The organism is Sphingomonas sp. CFBP 13720 (assembly GCF_014842075.1).
GTDB lineage: Bacteria > Pseudomonadota > Alphaproteobacteria > Sphingomonadales > Sphingomonadaceae > Sphingomonas.
The window spans coordinates 206,749-232,289 of the sequence record NZ_JACYVA010000003.1; the positions used below are offsets into that span (position 1 = coordinate 206,749).

The 25,541-nt window shown below is 68.0% G+C and carries 21 protein-coding genes and 1 tRNA gene; 9 read left to right on the plus strand and 13 right to left on the minus strand.

From position 1 onward, the window contains the following. The first annotated feature begins 79 nt into the window (after window positions 1-79). Window positions 80-859: a succinate dehydrogenase iron-sulfur subunit gene (locus IFT55_RS08575; RefSeq protein ID WP_192091080.1), complete on the plus strand. Its 780-nt coding sequence runs from the start codon at window positions 80-82 to the stop codon at window positions 857-859. 183 nt (window positions 860-1,042) lie between these two features. Then, window positions 1,043-2,149 carry a cell division protein ZapE gene (gene zapE / locus IFT55_RS08580; RefSeq protein ID WP_192091082.1) on the plus strand — a complete coding sequence of 369 codons (1,107 nt, stop codon included), beginning with the start codon at window positions 1,043-1,045 and terminating at the stop codon, window positions 2,147-2,149. 182 nt (window positions 2,150-2,331) lie between these two features. Here zapE and hrpB read toward each other — a convergent pair whose 3' ends face one another. From hrpB to IFT55_RS08595, 3 genes are all read right to left on the minus strand, one after another. Further along, entirely contained in the window at window positions 2,332-4,764 is a 2,433-nt protein-coding gene (hrpB, locus tag IFT55_RS08585; protein WP_192091084.1) for an ATP-dependent helicase HrpB, read from the minus strand. 85 nt (window positions 4,765-4,849) lie between these two features. Next, complete coding sequence (locus IFT55_RS08590) at window positions 4,850-5,650, minus strand: aldo/keto reductase (protein ID WP_192091086.1); 801 nt, start codon at window positions 5,648-5,650, stop codon at window positions 4,850-4,852. A 106-nt stretch (window positions 5,651-5,756) separates the two neighbouring features. Then, window positions 5,757-8,135, minus strand: coding sequence for an FtsK/SpoIIIE family DNA translocase (locus IFT55_RS08595; protein WP_192091089.1), 2,379 nt, complete (start codon window positions 8,133-8,135; stop codon window positions 5,757-5,759). 125 nt (window positions 8,136-8,260) lie between these two features. Here IFT55_RS08595 and IFT55_RS08600 point away from each other — a divergent pair, with 125 nt between their 5' ends. Next, the gene (locus IFT55_RS08600; protein WP_192091091.1) at window positions 8,261-9,478 is read left to right on the plus strand and encodes a UbiH/UbiF/VisC/COQ6 family ubiquinone biosynthesis hydroxylase; all 1,218 of its coding nucleotides are present in this window, start codon (window positions 8,261-8,263) and stop codon (window positions 9,476-9,478) included. Between the two features lie 323 nt (window positions 9,479-9,801). Here the strand turns inward: IFT55_RS08600 and IFT55_RS08605 are convergent, their stop codons facing one another. From IFT55_RS08605 to IFT55_RS08625, 5 genes are all read right to left on the minus strand, one after another. Further along, the gene (locus IFT55_RS08605; RefSeq protein WP_192091093.1) at window positions 9,802-10,317 is read right to left on the minus strand and encodes a hypothetical protein; all 516 of its coding nucleotides are present in this window, start codon (window positions 10,315-10,317) and stop codon (window positions 9,802-9,804) included. A 393-nt stretch (window positions 10,318-10,710) separates the two neighbouring features. Beyond that, on the minus strand, window positions 10,711-11,124 hold the full coding sequence (locus IFT55_RS08610; RefSeq protein ID WP_192091095.1) for a hypothetical protein: 414 nt from the start codon (window positions 11,122-11,124) through the stop codon (window positions 10,711-10,713). Beyond that, a complete protein-coding gene (locus IFT55_RS08615; protein ID WP_446740718.1) occupies window positions 11,121-11,285 on the minus strand; it encodes a Trm112 family protein in 165 nt (54 codons plus the stop codon). The genes IFT55_RS08610 and IFT55_RS08615 overlap by 4 nt, the downstream gene beginning before the upstream one ends. Before the next feature lie 46 nt (window positions 11,286-11,331). Continuing rightward, on the minus strand, window positions 11,332-11,949 hold the full coding sequence (locus IFT55_RS08620; RefSeq protein WP_192091099.1) for an LON peptidase substrate-binding domain-containing protein: 618 nt from the start codon (window positions 11,947-11,949) through the stop codon (window positions 11,332-11,334). Further along, entirely contained in the window at window positions 11,946-12,845 is a 900-nt protein-coding gene (locus IFT55_RS08625; protein ID WP_192091509.1) for a tetratricopeptide repeat protein, read from the minus strand. Before IFT55_RS08625 ends, IFT55_RS08620 begins: the two co-directional genes overlap by 4 nt. A 163-nt stretch (window positions 12,846-13,008) precedes the next feature. Here IFT55_RS08625 and IFT55_RS08630 point away from each other — a divergent pair. Next, window positions 13,009-13,083 (plus strand) — tRNA-Gly (locus tag IFT55_RS08630). Between the two features lie 161 nt (window positions 13,084-13,244). Here IFT55_RS08630 and IFT55_RS08635 read toward each other — a convergent pair. Then, window positions 13,245-14,195, minus strand: coding sequence for an AraC family transcriptional regulator (locus IFT55_RS08635; RefSeq protein WP_249403711.1), 951 nt, complete (start codon window positions 14,193-14,195; stop codon window positions 13,245-13,247). A gap of 101 nt (window positions 14,196-14,296) precedes the next feature. Between IFT55_RS08635 and IFT55_RS08640 the strand changes: the two genes are divergently transcribed. From IFT55_RS08640 to IFT55_RS08650, 3 genes are all read left to right on the plus strand, one after another. Next, window positions 14,297-15,316: an aldo/keto reductase gene (locus IFT55_RS08640; RefSeq protein WP_192091101.1), complete on the plus strand. Its 1,020-nt coding sequence runs from the start codon at window positions 14,297-14,299 to the stop codon at window positions 15,314-15,316. Further along, a complete protein-coding gene (locus tag IFT55_RS08645) occupies window positions 15,313-15,729 on the plus strand; it encodes a Rid family hydrolase (protein WP_197976380.1) in 417 nt (138 codons plus the stop codon). Before IFT55_RS08640 ends, IFT55_RS08645 begins: the two co-directional genes overlap by 4 nt. 146 nt (window positions 15,730-15,875) lie before the next feature. Continuing rightward, on the plus strand, window positions 15,876-17,906 hold the full coding sequence (locus tag IFT55_RS08650; protein WP_192091103.1) for an MGH1-like glycoside hydrolase domain-containing protein: 2,031 nt from the start codon (window positions 15,876-15,878) through the stop codon (window positions 17,904-17,906). A 168-nt stretch (window positions 17,907-18,074) separates the two neighbouring features. Here the strand turns inward: IFT55_RS08650 and IFT55_RS08655 are convergent, their stop codons facing one another. After that, a complete protein-coding gene (locus tag IFT55_RS08655; RefSeq protein ID WP_192091105.1) occupies window positions 18,075-19,088 on the minus strand; it encodes a polyprenyl synthetase family protein in 1,014 nt (337 codons plus the stop codon). 124 nt (window positions 19,089-19,212) lie between these two features. Between IFT55_RS08655 and IFT55_RS08660 the strand changes: the two genes are divergently transcribed. After that, window positions 19,213-19,524, plus strand: coding sequence for a chorismate mutase (locus tag IFT55_RS08660; RefSeq protein WP_192091107.1), 312 nt, complete (start codon window positions 19,213-19,215; stop codon window positions 19,522-19,524). After that, window positions 19,521-20,630: a glycoside hydrolase family 130 protein gene (locus tag IFT55_RS08665; protein ID WP_192091109.1), complete on the plus strand. Its 1,110-nt coding sequence runs from the start codon at window positions 19,521-19,523 to the stop codon at window positions 20,628-20,630. The genes IFT55_RS08660 and IFT55_RS08665 overlap by 4 nt, the downstream gene beginning before the upstream one ends. Before the next feature lie 32 nt (window positions 20,631-20,662). Here IFT55_RS08665 and IFT55_RS08670 read toward each other — a convergent pair whose 3' ends face one another. Genes IFT55_RS08670 through IFT55_RS08680 form a run of 3 tightly spaced genes read right to left on the minus strand, consistent with a single transcriptional unit; the run spans window position 20,663 to window position 25,540 of the window. Further along, the gene (locus IFT55_RS08670) at window positions 20,663-24,058 is read right to left on the minus strand and encodes a chromosome segregation SMC family protein (protein WP_192091515.1); all 3,396 of its coding nucleotides are present in this window, start codon (window positions 24,056-24,058) and stop codon (window positions 20,663-20,665) included. A 43-nt stretch (window positions 24,059-24,101) separates the two neighbouring features. Then, window positions 24,102-24,827 carry a thioredoxin domain-containing protein gene (locus tag IFT55_RS08675; RefSeq protein WP_192091111.1) on the minus strand — a complete coding sequence of 242 codons (726 nt, stop codon included), beginning with the start codon at window positions 24,825-24,827 and terminating at the stop codon, window positions 24,102-24,104. A 35-nt stretch (window positions 24,828-24,862) separates the two neighbouring features. Then, on the minus strand, window positions 24,863-25,540 hold the full coding sequence (locus IFT55_RS08680) for a thioredoxin domain-containing protein (RefSeq protein ID WP_192091113.1): 678 nt from the start codon (window positions 25,538-25,540) through the stop codon (window positions 24,863-24,865). Between the last annotated feature and the right edge of the window lies 1 nt (window position 25,541).

Here is a 25,541-nt window from a genome sequence, read left to right on the forward strand (position 1 = left end):
ATGCCCACCTGTCATGTATCTGACGCGCAAACCCGCCGGTGGGCGTCCGTCCCCCGGCCAAGCTGACCGAGCGAGCACCATGGCCGAATTCCGTTTGCCCAAGAACAGCCGCATCCAGAAGGGCAAGACCTACAAGTCGGCCACGGCAGGCCGGATCAAGCAGTTCAAGGTCTATCGCTACGATCCCGATTCGGGCGCGAACCCGCGCTACGACACGTTCGAGATCGACCTCGACGAATGCGGCCCGATGGTGCTCGACGCACTCATCAAGATGAAGTCCGATCAGGACCCGTCGCTGACGTTCCGCCGGTCGTGCCGCGAAGGCATCTGCGGGTCGTGCTCGATGAACATTGACGGCCGCAACGGCCTTGCCTGCACCACCGCTATCGAGGACGTGAAGGGCGATATCCGCATCACGCCGTTGCCGCACATGGACGTCATCAAGGACCTGGTCCCCGACTTCACGCATTTCTATGCGCAATATGCGTCGATCAAGCCGTGGTTGCAGACGGTCACGCCCGAGCCTGCGGGCAAGGAACGGCTCCAGTCGCCCGAGGAGCGCGGCAAGCTGGACGGCCTGTACGAATGCATCCTGTGCGCGTGCTGCTCGACGTCGTGCCCTAGCTATTGGTGGAACAGCGACAAGTTCCTCGGTCCGGCGATCCTGTTGCAGGCATATCGCTGGCTGGCCGACAGCCGTGACGAGATGACCGGCGAGCGGCTGGACGAGCTGGAAGATCCGTTCCGCCTGTATCGCTGCCACACGATCATGAACTGCGCGAACGTGTGCCCCAAGGGGCTGAACCCGGCCAAGGCGATCGCCGAGATCAAGAAGATGGAAGTCGAACGCGCGATCTGATGGCTCTGCGGGGCAATTCTGCCTCCCCCGTTTGTCCTGAGTAGCCATTGAGCCTGTCGAAATGGCGTATCGAAGGATCGGCCCCGCCGCGCCAATCCCTCGATACGCGCCTTCATCTATGCTCAGTCGCTACTCAGGACGAACGGACTGGGGATGCAGGGACTATGGAACCCGACACCTGCCATGACCGTACTCGCCCGCTATGACTCGCTGATCGCCCACGGCGAGCTTCGCCCCGACCCCGAACAGCGCGCCGCCGCCGTGCGGCTCGATCGCCTCGCCACCGAAATCGACAGTCCGCCGTCGCGCGGGCTGTTCGCGCGATTGACGCGGCGCGACGCGGCGGTGCCGCGCGGCGTGTATCTGTGGGGCGGGGTCGGGCGCGGCAAGTCGATGCTGATGGACCTGTTCTACGACTGCGTCGCGACGACCGCCAAGCGCCGCGTCCATTTCCACGCCTTCATGATCGAGGTCCATGCCCGCCTTGCGGTCGAACGTGCGAAGGAACAGGGCAATCCGGTCCCGCCGGTAGCCGAGGCGCTGGCGAAAGACCTGAAGCTGCTCGCCTTCGATGAAATGGTCATCAACAATACCGCCGACGCGATGGTGCTGTCGCGGCTGTTCACCGAAATGGTCCGCCACGGCGTGACGATGGTGGCGACGTCGAACCGCCCGCCGGTCGACCTGTACAAGAACGGGTTGCAGCGCGACGGCTTCCTGCCGTTCATCGCGCTGCTTGAGGAACGGCTGGACGTGCTGCCGCTCAACGGCCCGACCGATTATCGCCGCGACCGGTTGGGACAGCTCGATACGTGGCTGGTGCCCAATGGCGCGGACGCGACCGCGCAACTGTCGGCGGCGTTCTTTCGCCTGACCGACCATGCGGTCGAGGATCGCGACCATGTCCCGTCCTGCGATATCGACGTGGGCGGCGGACGGATGCTGCATGTGCCGAAGGCGTTGAAGGGCGTTGCGGTGTTCAGCTTCAAACGGCTGTGCGGCGAAGCGCGCGGCGCGCCCGACTATCTGGCGGTGGCACGGGCGTTCCATACCGTCATCCTCGTCGGCATCCCCGTTCTAGGCCCGGAAAACCGCAACGAAGCGGCACGCTTCGTCACGTTGATCGACGCGCTGTACGAATATGGCGTCAAGCTGCTCGCCGCCGCCGACGCCCAGCCCGCCGACCTGTATCCGCATGGGGACGGACGGTTCGAATTCGACCGGACGATCAGCCGGCTGGAGGAAATGCGGTCCGAGGACTATCTGGCCAAGGGGCATGGCGAGGGGTAAGTTTGCCGACCCCGTTCTTCACTCCAATTCGTCACCCCAGCGAAGGCTGGGGTCTCCCGGTGGCAAAGGGCGCGTTTGGCCGCACCAGACCCCAGCCTTCGCTGGGGTGACGTTTAGGGTCCGTTTGGAAACACGCGAAAGAGCGAATTTCGAGGGCGCGCTTTCAAACAGACTCTAAAAACTTACCGCCGCGCATCCGCCTTCTTCGTGCGCAGCGTCGCCGATGCCGCCGCCGGATCGTCGGGCCATGGGTGGCGCGGATAGCGCCCGCGCATTTCCTTCGACACGTCGTGCCAGCTTCCCGCCCAGAAGCCCGGCAGATCGCGCGTCGTCTGGATCGGACGGCCGGCGGGCGACGTCAGGCTAAACGTCAGCGGGATGCCGGCAACCATCGGATGGTCCGCCAGCCCGAACAGCGCCTGCACGCGCAGTTCGACGCGCGGCCCGCCTTCCGCAGCATAGTCGATCGCATGGCTCGACCCCGCCGGACTGTCGAACCGCGCCGGGGCCAGCCGCCGCACCGTCTGCATCCAGTCCCAGCCCGCCTGCCCTTCCAGCGCGCCGGCCAAGGCACCCGGATCGATCGCCTCCAGCCGCCGCTTGCCGGCCACCAGCGGCGCGAACCATTGATCGAGCGCGGCAAGCAGCTCACCATCGCCCAGCGGATCGTCCTGACCACGCATCGCCGCGACGAACGCCGACCGCCGCCGCAGCGCATCGGCACCCTCGCCCCACGGCACCAGCGACAGGTCGCGCCGGACCCCTTCGACCAGCGCCACCGCGATCTCCGCCGCCGATGCCGCCGCGTCGGGACCGGACGACAGCCGGATCGCGCCCAGCCGCCGTTCGCGCAGCGCGACCACGCCGCTGGTCGCGGGGTCGAAGGTCACGCTGCGCCGCGTTTCGATGCGGTCGCCGAACAGCGCCTCGACACTCGCCTGCGATATCGCCACCGCCGACAGGATGCGCGCGCCCGCCGCGCTGCCCTGCGTCTCCGCCACCGCCAGCCATTCGGCCGACCCGAGCGGGGCACCTTCCAGCCGGAACCCGCGCCCGCCGACCGATGCCCAGCGCTCGCCCGCCGCATCGCGCCGTCGGGCAATCCGATCGGGAAACGCCAGCGCCACCGCCCGCGCCAGCGCGTCTTCTGGCGGATCGTCGTCCTGCCCCTTCACCAGCCGCCGCCAGCGTTCGCCCAGCCGTCGCGCGGCATCGGCGCGCTGGCCACGTTCGCTGCGCCAACGACGCCGACGCTGGTCGAGATCGACGTCGCTGCCGCCCAGCCCCCGTTCGCCCAGCAACACCGCGACATCGGCGGCCGCACCGGCGAACCCCTGTTCGGCGGCGCGTAGCAGCATATGCCCCAGACGCGGCGACAGGGGCAGTTCGGCGATCGCCAGCCCGTGCGGCGTCGGTCGCCCGTCGTCGTCGATCGCGCCCAGCGTCGTCAGTCGCGCACGAGCTTCCCCGATCGCGGCGGGCGGCGGCGGATCGAGCCAGCGCAGCGTCGTCGGATCGCCCACCCCCCATTTGCCGCATTCGAGCACCAGTGCCGACAGATCGGCCTCTAGTATCTCCGGCGGATCGAAGCGTGGCAGTCCCGCCGTCGCCGCCGCTTCCCACAGGCGATAGGCGATCCCCGGCCCCTGCCGCGCGGCGCGTCCGGCACGCTGGGTCACGGCGGCCTGGCTGGCGCGTTCGGTCGTCAGCCGGGTCATCCCCGCCGCCCGGTCGTAGCGCGGACGGCGGGCCATGCCCGAATCGACCACGATGCGGATGCCGTCGAGCGTCAGCGACGTTTCGGCGATGCTGGTGGCGAGCACCACCTTGCGCCGTCCATCGGGATCGGGCGCGATCGCGGCGCGCTGTTCGGCAGGTAACAGCGTGCCGTGCAGCCGGTGCAGCACGATATCGGTCGGCAGCGTCAGGCGCTGTGCGGTCCGCTCGATCTCCGCTACGCCGGGCAGGAACGCGAGGATACCGCCCTCCCCCTCGATCAGCGCGGTGCGGATCGCGGCGGCGACGGCATCCTCGATCCGCTGTTCGGCGTTGCGACCGATATGCCGCAGGTCGAGCGGGAAGGATCGGCCCTCGCTCTGCAACACCGGCGCATCGTCCATCAACGCGGCAAACCGGTCGCCGTCGAGCGTCGCCGACATGGCGACGATGCGCAGGTCGGGGCGCAATGCCGCCTGTGCATCGAGCGCGAGGGCGAGACCGAAATCGCTGTCGAGGCTGCGTTCGTGCACTTCGTCGAACAGCACCGCCGATACGCCCGCCAGTTCGGGGTCGGACTGGATCCTCGCGACGAAGATGCCTTCGGTCATCACCGTCACCCGCGTCGCGCCCGAACGCTTGCTGTCCATGCGGGTGGCGTAGCCGAAGGTCCGCCCGACCGGCTCGTCGGCGGTCGCCGCCATCCGTTCGGCGGCGGCGCGGGCGGCGATGCGGCGGGGGGAGAGCAACAGGATCTCGCCGTCGCACCATGGCTCGGCCAGCAGCGCGGGCGCGACGGCGGTGGTCTTGCCCGCGCCGGGTGGCGCGACCAGCACCGCCGATGTCCGTGCGCGCAGGACCGCGAGCAGATCGGGCAGGACGGCATGGATCGGCAGCATGCGGCGGGCCTATCAGGTCCGGCTCGTTACGGGGAGGGGCGACCGCGAACGGCGCGCGCAACACGGTGCGCGCGCCCTGCGAAGGTCACAGCGTGTCGGGGTTGGGGCCGAGGCGTCCGTCGGCATCGTCCATCGCATCGATCGTCGCGATATCCTCCGCCGACAGGGTGATATGTTGTGCCGCGAGATTCTCATCGATCCGCGCGCGCGACGATGCCTTCGGGATCACACCCAGCCCGGCCTGCAGATGCCATGCTAGGATCACCTGCGCCGGGGTCGCGCCGGTACGCGCGGCGATTTCGCCGATGACAGGATCGGCGATCGTCCTGCCCTGCCCCAGCGGGCTCCAGCTTTGCGTCACGATACCCAGCCGTTCATGCGCCGCACGGGCCGCACGCTGCTGGAAATTCGGGTGCAGTTCGATCTGGTTGAGCGCGGGCACCACGCCGGTGGCATCCACGATGCGATCGAGATGATCGGGCGAGAAGTTCGACACGCCGATCGATATCGCCCGCTTCTCATCGCGCAACCGGACCAGCGCGCGCCATGTTTCGACATACAGGCCGTGCGACGGCATCGGCCAGTGGATCAGGAACAAGTCGACGCTGTCGCGTCCCAGCTTCGCCAGACTGGCATCGAACGCACGCAGCGTGGCGTCGAACCCCATGTCGTCGCGCCACAGCTTGGTCGTCACGAACGCGTCGGTGCCCGCCGTCGCCTCGCCCACGCCGGCTTCGTTGCCGTAAAAGGCGGCGGTGTCGACCAGCCGGTATCCGGCGTCGAGCGCCTCACGCGACAGGCGCGCGGCGTCCTCGGGCGGCACCTGATAGGTGCCGAAGCCAATCGCGGGGATGGTGCGGCCGTCATTCAGGGTCAGATCGGTCATGCAGCGTCCTTGGGAGTTCTCGTAAGTTTTCCCAACGCCTTACCGAACGTCAATATCCCGACGGAAGCATTGCCAAACGTAGGGCGACGCTGGCCGGCTGAACCGGTTACCCCGTCGGCCGCCCGTCGGGGTCCATCAGCACCTCGCGCCGGCCGACATGATCGGGGCGGGATACCAGCCCCTCCTTCTCCATCCGTTCGATCAGGCGGGCGGCGGAATTATAGCCGACGCGCAACTGGCGTTGCAGCCAGCTGGTCGACGCCTTCTGGCTTTCCGCGACCAGCTGGCACGCCTGACGGAACATCTGTTCCTCCGGGCTGTCGTCGCCGGTCGGCGCGCCGTCGAGGCTGAAACCCGCATCGCCTTCGGGTTCGTTGACCACCGCGTCGATATAGTCGGGCGCACCCTGCGATCGCCAGAAGTCGGACACCGCCTGCACTTCGTCGTCGCTGACGAACGGGCCGTGGACGCGGGCCAGCGCCTTGCCGCCGGGCATGTAGAGCATGTCGCCGCGCCCCAGCAGCTGTTCGGCCCCCTGTTCGCCTAGGATGGTGCGCGAATCGATCTTCGACGTGACGTGGAAGCTGATCCGGGTCGGCAGATTGGCCTTGATGACGCCGGTGATGACGTCGACCGACGGACGCTGCGTCGCCATGATGAGGTGAATGCCCGCCGCCCGCGCCTTTTGCGCGAGCCGCTGGATCAGGAATTCGACTTCCTTGCCCGCCGTCATCATCAGATCGGCCAGCTCGTCGACGATCACCACGATCTGCGGCAGCGGCGACAGGTCGAGCGTCTCTTCCTCGTAGATCGGCTTGCCGTTCTCCGCATCGTAGCCGGTCTGGACCTTGCGCCCCAGCTGCTGCCCCTTGGCCTTCGCCGCGCGGACCTTTTCGTTGAAGCTGGCGAGGCTGCGGACGTTGACCGACGCCATCATGCGATAGCGGTCCTCCATCTGTTCGACCGCCCATTTAAGCGCGCGCACCGCCTTGGCCGGTTCGGTCACGACGTCGGCCAGCAGATGCGGGATGCCGCGATACATGCTGAGTTCGAGCATCTTCGGATCGATCATGATCATGCGGCACTGATCGGGGGTCAGCCGGTACAGCAGCGACAGGATCATGCAGTTCAGCCCGACCGACTTGCCCGATCCGGTCGTACCGGCGACCAGCAGATGCGGCATCGGGGCCAGATCGGCGACCACCGCGTCGCCCGCGATATTCTTGCCCAGCACGATCGGCAGCTGCGCATTCTGGTCGGCAAACGCCTGGCTGGCCATCAGTTCGTGCAAGTTGACCGTTTCGCGCCGCTGGTTGGGCAGTTCGATGCCGATCACGGTGCGCCCCGGAATCGTCGCGACGCGCGCGGAGATCGCCGACATGTTGCGCGCGATATCGTCGGCCAGCTGGATCACGCGGCTCGCCTTGATCCCCGGTGCCGGTTCGAGTTCGTACATGGTGACGACCGGGCCGGGCGACACCTTCACCACCTGCCCCTTCACGTTGAAGTCGTCGAGGACGCTTTCGAGCAGGCGCGAATTGCGTTCCAGCGCGACCTTGTCGACCACCGGGCCGCCGGTTTCGGGCGGCGGTGCGAGCAGGTCGAGCGAGGGCAGCTTGAAATTGTCGCGCAGGTCCAGCCCGGTCTGTTTCGGCGCGGCGCTGGCCAGCGCGGGCGCGGCGGCACGGTCCGCGATCACCGGCGGCGGACGGCGATCGGGTTCGGCGGTCTTGCGCGGCTGCGGCCGGACCGGCAGGTCGCCGTCATCCTCGCCGGCCCCCGTCAGCGCCACGGGCGGCGACGGCGGAGCATGGAACGGAACGTCGTCGGCATCGTCGATCAGGACGTCGCCGCCGCCATCGGCCACGGCGCGGGCGCGGCGTTCGAACTTCGGCAGGCGGAACGCGCCTTCGGGAATTTCGATCGTCAGCCCCTTGGCCCACAGCCAGACGCCCAACACCGCCGTCAACAACGCGAGGACGCGGACGATCCACAATTCGGCGACTGCATGGCCGATCAGCCCGACCAGTCCCTGCACCGCATGCGCGATGCTCCACGCGATCACGCCGCCCCAGCCGCCGGGCAGCGTCGGCACCGCATCGCCCGACACGAACGCCAGCGTGGTGCCCATCGCGACGATGCCGAGCAGACAGTCGCGCAGCATCCGCGGCCATGCGCCGACCGGCACGTCCCGCCACATCCGCACGCATATGATCAGCCCCAGCGGGAGCAGCAGCGCGACCGGCACGCCGAACACGGTCAGCAACAGATCGGCGACCAGCGCGCCGCCGCCGCCAAGCTTGTTGACCGCCGGTCCCCCGGCGGCGGTGCTGAACGACGGATCGGCCGACGAATAGCTGGCCAGCGCGATACCCGCCAGCAGCACCGCGACGAACAGGATCGTCGCGCCGATCATCGCCCCGCTGCGCTTCGCGCCCGCCTTCATCGCATCGCGCCACAACATCGGCTGCGCGTTGGTCGCCATCATTTCCATCCCTGTCCGGTACATGCCCGATGTGCGCCGTGCGAGGCCACGTCGTCAAGGCGGCGTTGCGGCGGGCGGGGCCAGCCCCTAAGTGCAATCAACAGCCTCCCGATCGGACGATTTACATGACACAGGCGGACGTCATCATCCTCGGCGGGGGGCTTGTCGGCAGCACGCTGGGCGTATCGCTCGCCGCGCACGGGCTGAGCGCGATCATCCTCGACCCCGCCGATCCGGCGGTGACGCTGGCCCCCGGCTTCGACGGGCGCGCTTCGGCGATCGCCAGTGCGACGCACCGCATGTTCGACGCGATCGGTATCACGCCGGGGCTGGCAGGCGAAGGCTGCCCCATCGCCGCGATCCGCGCGACCGACGGGCTGGCGCCGGGCAAGCTCGACTTCATTCCCGATGCCGCGGACGATCCGGTCGGCGTGATGTACGAAAACAAGCGGCTGCGCCGCGCGATCTTCGACGCCGCCACCGCATCGACGCTGATCGACCTGCGCTATCGCGATCGCGCGGCGGCGGTCGAGCGCGGTGCGACGGGCGTGACCGTGACCACCGGCCATGGCGACGCCGTCACCGCCCCGCTGCTGATCGCGGCCGAGGGTCGCAATTCGCCGACGCGCGAGGCGGCGGGCATCCGCGTCGCGCGCTGGTCGTACGATCATGCCGCGATCATCACCACGCTGGGCCACGAGCATCCGCACGAGAATGTGGCATATGAGATTTTCTATCCCGCCGGGCCGTTCGCGATCCTGCCGCTGAACGACGACGAACATGGCCGCCGCTCGGCGATCGTATGGACGGTCGATGCGAAGGACCGCGACGGAATGCTGAAACTGTCCGACCGGGCGTTCCTTGCCGAAGCATCGAAGAAGATGGGCGGGTTCCTCGGCACGCTGTCGAACCTGTCGGCGCGGTCGAGCTATCCGCTGGGCTTCCACCATGCCGCGCGGATCACCGCCGACCGGCTGGTGCTGGTCGGCGATGCGGCGCACGGCATCCACCCGATCGCGGGACAGGGACTGAACCTCGGCCTGCGCGACGTGGCTGCGCTGACCGAGATCCTGGTCGAGGGCAAGCGCACCGGCATGGACCTTGGCGACCCGTATCTGCTCGAACGCTATCAGCGGTGGCGCGGGCTGGACACCTTCTCGGTCGCGCTGGCGACCGACGGGCTGACCCGGCTGTTCGGCATCCCCGGCAAGACGGCGAGCGCGGTGCGCCGGTTCGGCCTGTCGGCGGTCGATGCGATCGCGCCGCTTAAGGCCGCGTTCATGGCCGAAGCGCGCGGCGAGACGGGTAACATGCCGAAATTGCTGCAGGGCGTGACCGTCTAAGCGGGACCAGCGCGTCGTCGCGACGGGCCAAAGGTCACGAAAGTCACACTCGCACGCATTTGGCGACGAGCCGTTCGGCACTGTCAAAAAGCCGGCTTGTCGTCGCGCTCGACTATGGTGGGTCCGGGGCATGTAGGAAAGTGGTCTGGACCGGTCGACGGCAACGTCCGCGGCGATCGCCGCCGCCTGACCCACGATGATGTTCGCATTGCTATGCTGCGATGTGTCGTCGGTACGATCGTATCGGCGGCCGGCATCATGTGCCGGCCGCTATCGTTACGCGCGTCTTGTCCGCCGATCCGATGCCGATAGGCGGTTTGCCGTCAGCGTGCGGGCGTCCTGGCGACGCCACCGCGAACCTTTTTCTCGACATACTCGACGAAATCCTTCGCATAGGCATCGCGAAGTTCGGCCGTTGCCACCTCGGTATCCTCGGGCGTCTTTGCCGGAAACTTCTCCAGCGGATTCTTCACCGCACCGCTGAAAAATTTCGGCAGCGTGCCAGCCGTCTTGCCGAAGTCGCGAAAAATCCAGCCGGCAAACAGGTTACTGCCGTACATCATCGCCTTGTGATACATGATACCGCCGCCGACCAGTTCCGCGTAACAGGGAACCGTAGCGTCGCTCAGGCGGACTTTACCTTTCAGTTTCGCCGCCATTTCCTTCACGGTCTTCTTCACCGCCGGGTCCGCCTTGGCGTCTTCAATGGTCGGCAACGGCGGTTCGACGACGATCCGATAGCCCGACAGGCCCAGTACGCCGGCAACATCCGCCTTTCGCAGTTCTTCTATCTGTACCTCCGGTCCAAGATCGCCTCGCATCCGATCCTTGACCGTCATTACCCTGTCCTTGTGTACCGCCATATCAGCGAGCACGCCCACAACTCCAAGGCCGGAAAGCAATCCAGTATTAAATCCGATATAGTGTTCGGTCGGCTAGATATGATGTTCGCAATTTTCCGCTTCCGTCGAAACAACCTCTTGTCCATAAGCTGACGGTCCGAAACTCAACGCCGCCAATACGGTCGCATACAAACATAATTTCATACATTGCCCCCTTTGCGCCGAAAATATATCGGTCGCGCACAAGGTACAACAATATTAACATTACTATACTGTAATGCCACCAGTATAGTGCAGCGAAATACTTCGGACAGTATTCAAATGCTAGGACGAAACCGATCGTATCGGTCCATTCGGCGGCACGAACGCGCAACCATGGCTTCTGGCGACCTATTCTCCGCGTTGCAGATGCTCGCCGTCCGCCTGCACCTCTTCCCCCGCTTCCACGATCACCACCGCTGCCGGACGGATCATCAGGAACGTACCAGACCACACGCCCGGGATCGTCCAGCGCCCGCTGATTTCGGTGGCTTCGTCATTGAGCGTGCCGGTGTAGACGACCATGTCGTCATACCCCTCGCTCGCGTCGTAGAATTTGCTGAACGTGACCGATCGGCCGTCGCGATGGCCGTCGATCGCCGCCGCGATCAGCGCGCCGGGCGGGTTGGAATACAGGTTCGGCTCGTGGACCGTGCCGACGATCGATCCGCCCAGATCGGCGATGTCCGCTTCGAACGCGGTCGGCGGTTCGGTGTGGGGATAGTTGAAGATCCCGCTCCATTTCCCCGACAGGTCGTGGGTCACAGCGCGCGCGCTTCCTCGACCAGCATCACAGGGATGCCGTCGCGGATCGGATAGGCCAGCCCCGCCGCGTGCGACACCAGCTCGCCGCGATCCGGGTCATGGACCAACGCAGTGCGCGTCACCGGACAGACGAGGATCGACAACAGCCAAGGGTCGGGCATGGGCATCGTCACAGGCTCCGTGGGAACGACCGGACCGAGCGCGCCGTCATTGCAGCGTCGCCTCGTCCTCGTCGCCGTGGCGGCCGAAGAACTGCATCAACTGGACGATCAGGTCGGCGCGGGCGGCGATCGTGTCGACTTCGAGCAGCGCCTGTTTGGCGGCGACGTCGAACGGTGCGATCTGCGCGATACCGTTGACGAGGCTTTCATCGTCCAGCCGCGCGACCGAATCCCAATCGACGGCATAGCCCTGCGCATCGGCGAAGCGGCGCGATTCCATCTCTAGCGACGCGCGCTGCACTGCCGCCAGCGTCGCATCCGCCTCGGCCGGCAGGAAATCGACCTCGACCTGGCGGAAGGCTGTCGTCACCTCCAGTTCGCGGACGATGCGAAAGCGCGACACGCCCTGCAACACGATATCGTAGCGGCCGTCCTCCTGCGCCTCCACATCGACGATCTGCCCGACGCAGCCGATATCGAACAGCGGCGGACGATCGGTCGACCCGGTCGCCGGACGCGGCTGGACCATGCCGATCCGCCGGTCGCGGGCGAGTGCATCGGATACCATCGCACGATAGCGCGGCTCGAAGATGTGCAACGGCAGGTGCATGCCGGGAAACAGCAGCGCCCCGCCCAGCGGAAAGACCGATACGCGCTGGCTCATCCGAACAGGATCGCGGACAGCTTGCGCCGCTGCTGCGACACCCACGGGTCTTCCAGACCGACCGCTTCGAACAGTTTCAGCAACTGCTGACGCGCCGCGTCGTCGTTCCACGCGCGATCGGCGGCGACGATTGCCAGCAGCGATGCCGCCGCGCCGTCGCGGTCGCCCGCCGCCATCTGGCCGCCCGCCAGTCGGAACCGCGCATCATGATCGTCCGGGTTCGCGTCCACCTGCGCCTTCAGCCCCGCCAGATCGTCGACCGGCTGCGCATCGCGCGCCAGTGCCAGTGCGGCGCGCGCCTGATCGATCGCAGGCAGCTTCGCGACGTCGTCGGGCAGCGCGTCGATCGCCGACTGCGCTGCGTCATGCTCGCCCAGCGCCATCAGCGCGCGGATGCGGCCGGTCAGCACCTGCGGATGATCGGGTGCCAGATCGGCGACCTGTTCGAAGATCGACAGCGCGCGTTCGGCATCGCCCGCCGCCAGCACGTCCTCGCCCATCGCCACCAGCGGTTCGATATCCGGCCCGGCCGCACCCGCCGCGCCCGGATCGACCGGCAACTGGCGCAGCAGCTGGTCGATCATCTGCTTGAGCTGGCTTTCGGTCCGCGCCGGCGTCAGATCGGCGACCAGCTGCCCCTGGAACATCGCATAGACGGTCGGGATCGAGCGGATCTGGAATTGCGACGCGATGAACTGGTTCTTGTCGGTATCGATCTTGGCCAGCACCACGCCCTTGTCGGCATAGGCGGCGGCGACCTTTTCCAACAGCGGAGTCAGCGCCTTGCACGGGCCACACCATTCCGCCCAGAAATCGATGATGACGAGTTGCGTCATCGACGGTTCGACGACATCCCGGCGAAACGCCTCCACGGCTTCCTTTTCGGGCGCGGTCATTCCAAGCGTGGCCAAGCGTCGATTCCTTCCATCCAAGACAGCCGTCCCTATGTGGGCGCGCGTGCGGACGCATAAAAGAGTTTCTTTGGGGGTTGCGCGGGGGAAAACCCCCGGCTAATAGCGCGCCTCACCCAGCCGGTTTCGACCGGTTCGTGGCGCCAGAGCGGGCGTAGCTCAGGGGTAGAGCACAACCTTGCCAAGGTTGGGGTCGAGGGTTCGAATCCCTTCGCCCGCTCCAGTTTTCTACAAATATTGCCATGCAAGTATCGCGGTCCTTCGGGGCCGCTTCCTGCGTTTGCGGCCCAGTCCTGACGGCGAGTGTCTTGGGCCGAGGTCGAAGTGTCCGCTATCGCTCCTTCGTGATCGACAGGGCGATGCCGGACCTTCGCAGGACGCCGCTCAAGGCAGGGCGATCTCCGGCGTCAGCGCCGCGCGGATCGCCGCGCCGTCGCGGCCGGGGGGTGCGCCGAACAGGCGGTGATAGTCGCGGCTGAACTGCGACGGGCTTTCGTAGCCGATCGCATAGCCGACACCGGCCACGTCCTCCGCGCCGATCAGCAGGCGGCGCGCTTCCTGCAACCGGATCTGCTTCTGGAACTGTACCGGCGTCAGCGTGGTCGCCGCCTTGAAATGACGGTGGAAGCTGGGGACACTCATATGCGCCAGCGCGGCGAGGTCGGCGACGCGCAGCGGTTCGGCATAATGGTCGCGGATATGCGCGGTCGCGCGACGGATGCGCGCGGCATGGCCGTCCGCCAGCCCGACCTGCCGCAGCGTCGCGCCCAGCGGCCCGTTGAGCAACCGCCAGACGATCTCCTGCCGGACCAGCGGCGCGAGGACGGCAAGGTCACCGGGTGCGTCGAGCAGCGCCAGCAGCCGGGCGAGCGGATCGCACAGGACCGGATCGAGCGAAGCCACACGCAATGGCGCGAAGACGGGGGCTTCCGCCAGCCGGTCGCCTTCCGCGCTCAACAGGTCGGCGACCATCGCCGGATCGATCGCGAGGCTGAGCGCGAGATAGGGCTCGTCCGCACTCGCCCGCGTGATCCGCGCGGTCACGGGCAGGTCGATCGAAGCAAGCAGGCCCTGACCGGCAGCGTAGCGGAACGGCGTATCGCCCAGCATCGTCGTCTTTGCCCCCTGCACGACGACGCAGAAGGACGGGCGATAGACCGAGCGGAGGATACCGCTGGACGCATCGGCGCGGGTCAGCAGCAGCCCGTCGAGCGGCGTCTCCCGGCCATGCGCCTGCCATTGGCGGTCGACGAGGCGAGCAAGGTCGGAAAGGGTCGCGGTCATCGGCGGATCATAGCGCAGCCACGGCGTCCGCGCATCCGTCCGCATGTTCATCTGATAGGATCGGGCAAGAGGTTGAGAGGATCGTCGGCGCGGGTCGGATGCCCGTGCCGCTAAGGGGCAGGGCATCCGATCCCATCACAGGAGAACGACCCATGCGGATGCGTCAACTCGGGGCCAGCGGCCTCTTCGTCTCGGAACTCTGCCTTGGCACCATGACCTTTGGCGGCGGGGACGACGGCTTCTGGGGACAGATCGGGCGGCTGGATCAGGAGGCCGCCGACACGCTGGTGAAGACGGCGCTGGATGCCGGCATCAATTTCATCGACACCGCCAACGTCTATGCCGGCGGCCGTTCGGAAGAAATTCTCGGCGCGTCGCTGAAGAACCTCGGCATCGCCCGCGACGATGTCGTGGTCGCGACCAAGGTGATGGGGCCAATGGGCGACGGCCCGAATGCACGCGGCGCGTCACGAGGGCATATCCTGAGCCAGTGCACGGCCAGCCTCCGTCGGCTCGGGCTGGACCATATCGACCTGTACCAGATCCATGGTTTCGACCCGGCGACGCCGATCGAGGAAACGCTGGAGGCGCTCGATACGCTCGTCCGGCATGGCCATGTCCGCTACATCGGCCTGTCGAACTGGGCGGCGTGGCAGGTGGTGAAGGCGGTCGGCATCGCGCAGGCGCGGCGGCTTGCGCCCGTCCTGTCGCTGCAGGCCTATTACACGCTGGCCGGTCGCGATCTGGAGCGAGAGATCGTGCCGATGCTGCGTTCGGAAAAGATCGGGCTGATGGTGTGGTCGCCGCTCGCCGGCGGCTTCCTGTCGGGGAAATACGACCGCGACGGCCGGGCGGCCGACGGGCGGCGTGCGACGTTCGACTTCCCGCCGGTGGACAAGGACCGGGGCCATGCCGCGATCGACGTCATGCGCGGCATCGCCGGGGCGAAGAACGCGACCGTCGCCCAGATCGCGCTGGCATGGCTGCTGCACCAGCCGGTGGTGACCAGCGTGATCGTCGGTGCGAAGCGGGTCGAGCAACTTACCGACAATATCGCCGCGACGCAGGTCACGCTGGATGCGGACGAACTGGCGGCGCTCGACGCGGTCACGGCGTTGCCGGCGGAATATCCCGGCTGGATGCTGGAGCGGCAGGGCGGATACCGGTCGTGACGGGCGGGGTGCGGTCGCCCCACCTTCGCCCGGTCGACCCGGCGGGCGGCGTCGTACCCGGCATCGCGCAGGGCATGGTGATTACCGGCGGACAGTTGCTCGTCCTGTCGGGCCATGTCCCGCTGGACGCCGATGGCGCGGTGGTCGGTACGGACCATGCCGCCCAGCTCGAACAGGTGTTCGTCAACATGCTGGCGACGCTGGCGGCAGCCGGCGGCGACTTCGGATCGGTCGCGCGGCTGACCTTCTACGTCCGCGATTATCGTCCCGAACTGCTGCCGGTGATCCGCAGCGTGCGCGATCGGTGGATCGATTCGGCCCGGCCGCCCGCCAGTGCGTTGATCGGGGTGGCGGCACTGTTCCATTCGCAGGTGCTGATCGAAGTCGATGGGTTGGCGGTGATCGGACGATGACCCGTCCATAGCGCCGACGAAACCGATACGCCGGCGTGCCCGGTGAAGTGCGGCGGGACGGCGCGTGCTTGACAGTTCCGACCGGATCGGGCCGGCTGAACCCGGGGGCCGGCGGGCGACCGGCAAGGCGAGACGGGAGCAGGACGATGAAGCGGATCGCGCGATGGGCGCTGGCCACGGCGATGGGCGGGCTGGTCTGCCCCCTGCCCGCGCTTGCCCGGCCGGAGATCGACGTGCGGCGGGTGGCGGCGGCGCGGTTCGGCAACGACGCGCCATGGTATGTCGATCGAATCCCCTTCTTCGAATCGTCCGATCCACAGATCGACGCAGTCTATTATTACCGCTGGGGGCTGTTCCGCGCGCACCAGCGCGATCTGGGCGCGGAAGGATATATTTCGACCGAGTTTCTCGACGACGTGTCGTGGCAGCGGAATCCCTATGCCAGCCTGAACGACGCGACCGGTTTCCATATCGGCGAGGGTCGCTGGCTGCGCGATCCGCGCTTCACGGACGATTATATCGACTTCATGTATACCGGCGGCAACGACCGGCATTTCACCGATTATATGGCCGATTCGGTGTGGGGCCGGTATCTGGTCGATGGCGATGCCGCGCGGGCCACACGGCATCTGGGCGTGATGCGCCACATCTATCGCCTGTGGGACGACCGGTTCGATTTCACCAAGGGGCTGTACTGGATCGAGCCGCTGGCCGACGCGACCGAATACACCATTTCGTCGATCGATGCGTCGGGGGGCAAGGACGGGTTCAACGGGGGCGAGGCGTTCCGGCCGTCGATCAACGCCTATATGGCCGCCAACGCCCGCGCCATCGCCCGCCTTGCCCGACTGGCGGGACAGCCCGAGGCGGTCGCGCGCGATCATGACGCGCGGGCCGCCGCCATCGTCGCGCGAATGCATGCCGATCTGTGGAGCCCCACGCTCGGCCACTTCATCGACCGGTACAAGGTCGACAACGCGTATGTGAAATACTGGTCGCCGATCCGGGGACGCGAACTGGTCGGCTACCTGCCATGGACGTTCGACCTGGCGGACGACACCCCGGTGCGGGCGGCGGCATGGGCGCACCTGCTCGACCCCGCGCGGCTGGGCGGCAAGGCCGGGATGCGGACCGTCGAGCCGAGCTATCAATATTATATGCGGCAGTTCCGGTACGAAGGCGGCACGTTCGATGGCACCCGCCCGCCCGAATGCCAGTGGAACGGACCGATCTGGCCGTTCCAGACGACGCAGGTGCTGCTGGGGCTGGCCAATCTTCTGGACCATTACGACCAGTCGGTGGCGACGCGCGGCGATTACTGGCGGCTGCTCCGGCAATATACCCGGCTGCATTATCAGGGTGCCCGGCTGGACCTTGAAGAGGATTACCATCCCGATACCGGCAAGCCGATCGTCGGGCTGGCGCGCAGCCACCATTATTTCCATTCGGGCTATGTCGATCTGATCCTTGGCGGGTTGGTCGGCATCCGGCCGCGCGCCGACGACCGGATCGAGGTGAACCCGTTGCTGCCCGCCGACGATGCCAGCGCCCCGCGCTGGTTCCGGGTGCAGGACGTGCCGTATCACGGGCGTCGCGTCGCGATCACATGGGACGCCGATGGCCGCCATTATGGCCGAAAGGGGCTGACGATCGAGGTGGATGGACAGCAGGTCGCGTCGCGGCCGACGCTGGGGCGGCTGGTCGCGCCGGTCGAACGTCGCGCGGCGGCCCCCGCCCCCCGCCCGATCGCGCGATCGGTGCAGCTGGTCCGTGGCAGCTATCCGATCGGCAGCGCATCCAGCGCGACCGAGGCGGAGAACGTCCACGACGCGATCGACGGCCGGATCTGGTTCTATCCTGAATTGCCGAACGGCTGGTCGTCGGACGCGACATCGCGCGACCAATGGTACGCGATCGATTTCGGCAAGCCGGTGCCTCTCGACCGCGCGGAGATCGCCTTCTTCGCCGACGGGAAAGGCTTTGCCGCGCCCAGCGGATACCGGATCGAGGCGTGGATCGACGGAGCATGGCGACCGGTCGGCGGAACCGCCGCCGCGCCGGTCGGGAACGGCATCACCGACGCGCGCTGGCCGGCGGTCGAAACGAGCAAGGTGCGGCTGGCGATGCGATTGCCGGCGGGCAAGGCGGTGCGGCTGGCGGAATGGAAGCTGTTCTGACCGGGGGATCGGCCGGCGTCGGGGGTGCCGGCCGAAGCTATGTCGGCATCGCCACGCCCGCCGTTGCGACGGTGATACGCTAGTTCGACCCGGTCTTTCGCCTGTCCGCGACAGGCTTACCCCGCGGCCGGTAGTTGCCGCCCCCGCGTCAGCGGGAGCGCCACGGCATCAATATGCCCGCGCGACCGCGAATTCGACCGCCTCGACCATCGCGTCCTTCGCCGCGCCACCGGGGAAACCGCCCAGCGAATCGATCGCACGCTGGCCGTAATGGCGGGCGCGGGCAAGCGTATCGTCGACGGCGCGGCTCGACTGGACCAGCGCGATCGCCTGCGCGAAATCGGCGTCCGATGCGCGCTTGCCCGATACGGCGTCGCGCCAGAAGCTGCGCGCCGCATCGTCGCCGCGCGCATAGGCGAGGATGACGGGCAGCGTCATCTTGCCTTCGCGGAAGTCGTCGCCCGCGTCCTTGCCCATCGTATCGGCGTCGGACACGTAATCGATCGCATCGTCGACCAGCTGGAACGCGATGCCCAGATTACGACCATAGGCATCGAGCGCCGCTTCGTCCGCGTCCGATCGCTCGGCGACCACGGCGGCGATGCGGCATGCGGCGGCGAACAGCGCGGCGGTCTTTGCCCCGATGATGTCGAGATAGCGGTCCTCGGGCGTATCGACCCGGCGGATCGCGGTCAGCTGGTTCACCTCGCCCTCCGCGATCACCGCCGACGCGCCCGACAGGATGCGCAGCGCCTTCAGGCTTTCCGCCTCGACCATCAGTTCGAAGCTTTTGGAAAACAGGAAATCGCCGACCAGGACGCTGGCCGGGTTGCCCCAGATGATGTTCGCGGTCCGCCGCCCACGGCGCAGGTCGGAACCATCGACCACGTCGTCGTGCAGCAGCGTGGCGGTGTGAATGAATTCGACGGCGGCGGCCAACAGATGGTGCCGCGTGCCGGGATAGCCGATCAGCCGGGCGCAGGCGAGCGTCAGCATCGGGCGCAGCCGCTTGCCCCCGCCTGCGATCAGATGGCCGGCAAGTTCGGGGATCAGCGGGATTTTCGACTGCATGCGATCGAGGATGACCGCGTTGACGCGGTTCATGTCGTCCGCGACCAACGCCATCAGCGGATCGAGCGAAGGGTCGGTCCGCTTGTCGAGGCGGTGGAGCGTGGCGGTCATGTTCCAGCGATGTGGCCGCTCACGGTTGCGAACGCAAGGGAAAGGCGGGTTGCGCACCGTCGCCGGTCGCGCGAAAGGATCGGAACGACCGCCCGCCGCGCCGCCGGGCATCAGGAAAGACGCCATGCCCGACACGACGCTGCAACGTTTCCGCCAGAGCATCGATAATATCGACGCCGCGCTGGTGTTCCTGCTCGCCGAACGGTTCAAGGTGACGCAGGCGGTCGGCCGCTACAAGGCGGAGGAAGGGTTGCCCCCCGCCGATCCGGGTCGCGAGGAATCGCAGATCGCCCGGCTGCGTGCGCTGGCGCGCGACGCCGATCTCGACCCCGAATTTTCGGAAAAATTCCTGCGCTTCATCATCGACGAGGTGATCCGGCATCACCAGTCGATGCAGGACGACGCCGAACCGAACGAAGGTCGCCCCGACGCATGAGCGACGACCGGATCGTCTTCGCCCCCGACGATGTCGACCTGTCGCGATCCCCGTTGCGGCGCGGGATCGACGAACCGACCTATGTGCTGGGCGCGTTCAATCCGGGGCTGACTCGATTGCCCGGCGGCAACCTGTTGCTGCTGGTGCGGATCGCGGAAGCGCTGGTCGATCCGGTGCGCGACGGACGGGTACGATCGATTCGCTGGACGCCGGGGGGCTACAGGCTGGACGCATTCGATGCCGCCACCGCCGACGTGCGCGATCCGCGCTTCTTCGCGCTGACCGGCGGTGCATACCCGTTCCTTGGTCTGACCTCGCTGTCGTGGCTGTTACCGGTCGAACTGTCCCCCGACGGCGCACGCGTGGTGGCGGTGCATTACGACCGTGCGGTCGAACCGTCCGCCGACCATGCGCAATATGGCATCGAGGACCCGCGCATCGTCGCGATCGACGGCGTCTATTGGATGACGGTGTGCGGCGTGTCGGGCGGGCGGCTGTGCACCATCCTGTACCGGTCGGACGACGGGTTCGGATGGGTGTCGCAGGGCATGGTGCTGGACCATGGCAACAAGGACATGGTGCCGTTCGAGGGGCGGATCGGCGACCGTTATGCCGCGCTGACCCGCCCGCTGTCCGACGCATGGTTCGTCGCCGCACCGGACGAGGCGGTAACCAGCGGGCCGAGCATCAACCTCGCCACCTCCCCCGACATGCTGCACTGGCGGCCGGCCCCCGACGTCGCGCTGCGCCCGATGAAACATGCCGCCGCCTACAAGCTGGGGGGCGGCACGCCGCCGGTGCGGACGCGCGACGGGTGGATGCTATTGTATCACGGCGTCGAGAAACAGGGCGCGGTCGGGGTGTATCGCACCTATCGCGCGCTGATCGACGCCGATGCGACACGGGTGATCGAACGCGACGAATCGGTCGCGATCCTCGAAGCCGCACCGGCACTGATCGCGCCGATCGCGCATCAGGCGTATCTGCCGCAACCGGTGGTCTTCACCACCGGCATCGTCCGCGACGGCGACGACTGGATCGTCGCATCGGGCGAAGCGGACCTTGCGTGCCGGCTGACGCGGATCGCAGGAAGCGTTTTGGGCTAGGAACGTTCGCGGACGACAGGGTCGACCAAGGTCTACGCGGTTGCCAGCAGCGACACCGCGCCGCCCAGATCGACCGATACCAGCCGGCTGACGCCGCGTTCGACCATCGTCACGCCGAACAGCCGGTGCATCCGGCTCATCGTCGCGGCATTGTGGGTCACGATCAGATACCGGGTGTCGGTTTCGGTCGCCATCCGGTCGAGCAGGTCGCAGAAACGTTCGATATTCGCGTCGTCCAGCGGTGCGTCGACCTCGTCCAGCACACACACCGGCGCGGGGTTGGTCAGGAACAGTGCGAAGATCAGTGCGACGGCGGTCAGCGCCTGTTCGCCGCCCGACAACAATGTCAGCGATTGCAGACGCTTGCCTGGCGGCTGCGCGAGGATTTCCAGCCCTGCTTCCAGCGGATCGTCGGCGTCGACCAGTTCCAGCCGCGCCTGTCCACCGTCGAACAACGCACCGAACAGTCGCTGGAAATGCGTGTCGACCGCCGCGAACGCCGCCATCAGCCGTTGGCGCCCTTCGCGGTTCAGCGTGCCGATCGACCCGCGCAGCCGCTGGATCGCTTCTTCCAGTTCGGCACGGTCGCGGATCGTGCCGGCGGTGTCGAGCGCGTCGAGTTCCTGCTGCGCGATCAGATTGACCGGGCCGATACGCTCGCGATCGGCGAGCAGGCGGTCGTGCATCGCCGTTTCGGCCGCCGGGTCGCCGACCTCCGCCGCAACGAAGCCGATTCGCGGCAGCAACGGCGGCGGACACTGGAAACGCTCGCCCGACAGCCGGCCGGTCTCGACCCGCCGCTGGTCGTGATGTTCCGCGCGCGCTGCCGCCCCCGCGCGGGCTTCGCGAGCGGCGGACAACGCCTCCGCGATCGCCGCACCCGCCGCTTCGGCATCGCGCAGCGCATCGGCCGCGCCGGTTTCGGTCGCGATGGCTTCGGCGGAGGCAGCACGCAGTCCGGCGATCCGGGTGTCGAGCGTCGCGCGTTCCACCGCAAGGGCCGCCGGGCGATGCTCGATCGCGGCATGATCGGCAGCGATCGTCGCGACGCGGCGTTCGATTTCCGCCACGCGCGCATCGGCATCTGCGCTACGCGTCCGCCAGCCCGCGATCTCCGCCGTCGCAGCGTGCAGCCGGTCGCGGTCGCGGGTGATGGCGGCGGCGATGGCGTCGCGGTCGGCGCGCGCGGTGGCGGCGGTGCGACGGGCAACCTCCGCTGCGGACGTCAGCGACGCGACGCGGGCGGCCATGGCGGTGCCATTGGGCAGCGTCGCGACAGTGGCGGCGGCCCGTTCCGCCTCGGCCATGGCGTCGGTGCGGTCGACGGTCACGCGCCGCAACCGTTGGTCGAGGTCGTCGGCCTGCGCCTGCGCGCGTTCGATCGCGGCGGTGGCGCGATCTTCGGCACGGCCCGCCTCGCGCACGGTCGTTTCCGCCGCGTCGCGCGACTGGCGCGCAGCCGCCAGCGTCGCGCGTGCGCTCGCAATGCCGTGGTCCGCCGTCGTCAGCGCGGCGGCGGCGGCATCGCGCGCGGCCAGATGATCGGGTCGCGCGGCGTGCAGCGCGCGCAGCCGGTTCGCCCGCGCCAGCCGTTCCGCCGCCGCCGCGCCCGAACCGGCGCGCGCGCGAAACCCGTCCCAACGACGCAGCGCACCGTCCAGCGTCACCAGCCGCTGCCCAACCGCCAGCGTCATGCCGTCGTCGCGCTCCGCCACCACGATCTGTGCCAGCCGCCGGGTAAGCAGCGGGGCACGGACATGCGCGGCCAGCCGGACAGTGCCCGGCGGCACGGGCGGATCGGCCGCACCGTCGGTCGTCGTGCCCCAATGGCGGTCGTCGGCAGAGTCGATGCCCGCCTCCAGATCGTCGCCCAGCGCCGCCGCCAATGCAGCCTCGAACCCCGGATCGACTTCGATGCTATCGACGATCCGCGCATGGCCGCTGCGACGAAGCGCCCGTTCCAGCGCCGCAATCTCGCCGTCGATGGCGGCCAGCGCCGCCGCAGCATCCGCACGGGCGGCCTGCGCGGTCGCGCGCGCCTCCTGCGCCGCGCGTTCGTCGCCTTCGGCCCGTCCGATCAGCGTGCGCGCGGTGTCGGCGTCGGTTAGCGCGTCGCTCCGCCGTGCGATCGCGGCGTCGCGTGCGGCGACCAGCGGCGCTAGGTCGGACAGTCCGGCGCGTTCGGCGATCAGCCGCGCCTCGTCCCGCCGCATCCGGTCGAGCTGTAGCGCCGCTGCATCGCGCGCGGCGGTAGCGACCCGCGTTTCCGCCAGTTCCGCCGCCTGTTCGGCCAGCGCCTGCGCCTGGGCGACTTCCGCATCGCGCACCGACTGCTCGCGTAGCACCAGCGCGGCATCCAGCATCGGGCTTCGTACGACCGCATCGGCCAATGCCGCCTCCAGCCGCGCGATCTCGTCGGTCAGGCGCGCCGTGGCACTGGCTGCATCGGCCGCCAGCGTCGCTTCGCGCGCGCGGTCTCCGGCCAGACGCTGCGCCTGTCCGGCAAGGTCGCTCAGCCGCCGGACCGCCGCCGTCGCCTGCGCCGTCAGCCGTTCCTGCGCATGCCCCGCCTCGCCCAGTTGTTCGCGCAGGCGCTGCGCGGCGGCATGGGCGGTGGCCAGCGTGGCGATTGCCTGCGCGTGCGCCTGCGCTGCGCGGGTCTGATCGTCGGTACGCCGCACGACCAGCGCGTCGGCCGCGACCGCGTCGGCGCGCGCGACATCGGCGGCGGCGGCGGCATCGCGCCAGCGAGCGAAGATCGCGCGTGCCTCGGCAACGCGGATACGATCGGTCAGGTCGCGATAGCGTTCGGCCAGCTTCGCCTGTCGCCGCAGCACCCCGGCACGCGCTTCCTGTTCGGCGATCAGCTCGCCCAGCCGTTCCAGATTGGCCTCGGTCGCGCGCAGTTTCGATTCGGCATCGCGGCGGCGCACATGCAGACCGGAAATGCCTGCCGCGTCCTCCAGCATCGTTCGGCGTTCCGCCGGGCGCGCCGCGATCACCGCGCCGATGCGGTTCTGGCTCACCAACGCGGGCGAATGCGCCCCGGTCGCGGCGTCGGCGAACAGCAGCCCGACGTCCCTTGCCCGGACGTCGCGACCGTTGATGCGATAGGCCGATCCCGCGCCGCGTTCGATCCGGCGGACGATCTCCACCTCGTCGCCCACCGCATTTTCGGCAAGGATCGCCACTTCGGCGAAGTCGCGTTGCGGGCGGGTGGCGGTGCCCGCGAAGATGACGTCGTCCATCCCCGCGCCGCGCAGCGACTTCGCGCTGTTCTCGCCCATCGTCCAGCGCAACGCTTCGAGCAGGTTGGACTTGCCGCAGCCATTGGGGCCGACCACCCCGGTCAATCCGCCTTCGATCACCAGATCGGCGGGATCGACGAAACTCTTGAACCCCGTCAGCCGCAGGCGACGCAGCGTCAACCCGGCCGGGGGCAGGCGCGCAGGCTCGCCCCCGGCCATCGCGTCAGGCGCCGGCGGCCTTCAGCGCCGCTTCGACCTGCGCCCACGACACCGCGTTCTCGGCCTTTTCGCCGTTGATGAGGAAGGTCGGCGTGCCGGTGACGACGTCACCACCCGATTCGGTGATCTTCACGACCTGATCGAGCAGCGCCTTGTCGGCAAGGCACTGGCGCGCCTTCGCCTCGGGCACGCCGCGCTGCTTGACGAAATCGACATAGCCCGCCGCGTCGGCATAGCCCGACACCGCCTGCGCGGGCGGAATCGATCCCAGCCGTGCCTGTTCGGCCTGCGGGATCGCCTGGATCCGGTCCAGCGTCGCCAGCTGGTCCTGATACATCGCTTCGAGCAGCGGGAAGAACGCGGCGGTGCCGTTGCAGCGGCCCAGCACGGCGGCGGCGATGTCGGGTGCGCCATGGACCGCGAAATCGCGGAATTCGAAGCTGACCTTGCCGGTCGACACATAGTTGGCGATCAGCGGTTCGTTGGCTTCACGCCCAAACGCGCCACAGGTCGGGCAGGTGCGCGAGCCATATTCGACCAGCTTCACCGGCGCATCGGGATTGCCGATCCGATAGCCGCCTTCGGGCGTGACCGCGACGGTTTCGACCCAGCTTTGCCCGGCGGGCGCGGCGACGTTGGCGACCGGCGCGGCGGCGGTCGAATTGCCGCCGGTGCTGCCACCACAGGCCGACAGCGCGGCAAGGGCGATCAGGGGAAGGACGAAACGCATGGGCCTGACTCTCTTCATACGGGAAAACACGGGATTCAGCGGGTCGCGAGCAGTTGCGGCTTCAATTCGGCCCAGCTGTGCGCATCGACGCGGCGACCGCCGATCTCGAACGCCGGGGTGCCGGGAATGCCGGCGGTCTGCGCCGCTTCCGCAATGGCGATGACGCGTTTCTGCGCCGCTTCGTCGTTCAGGCAGCGCGTGGTTTGCGAATCGTTCAGCCCACGGGCGCGGATCGTCGCGCGCAGCCCGGTGGCGTCGGCCAACTGGTTCAACCGTGCGGCCAGCGTCGGCATGGGTGCGGCGGCGGCAGGGGTCGCCGAAAACGCCGTCGCCTTGTCGAGCATCGCCGCCTGCCCCGCGAACACGGCGTCGTGCGCCCCGGCGAAGCGCGCCTTCCCGCCGCAGCGGACCAGCAGGCCGGCGGCCAGATCGAGGCCGTCGCGCGGCAGCGTGCGATATTCGACCTGCACACTGCCCGCACGCACCATGGCGTGCAGTTCGACCTTCGATTCCTTCGCGAAATCCGCGCAGTGCGAACAAGTATAGCTGAGCCATTCGACCAGCTTCACTTTCGCCGCCGGATTGCCGACCGCGATGCCGCCACCGGGCTGTTCGACCACGTTGGTCGACCAGTCGCGCGCCGGTTGCGCCTTTGCCGGCGGCAGACCGATCAGCACGAGCAGGAACGAGAATACGATCAGAACGATGCGCATG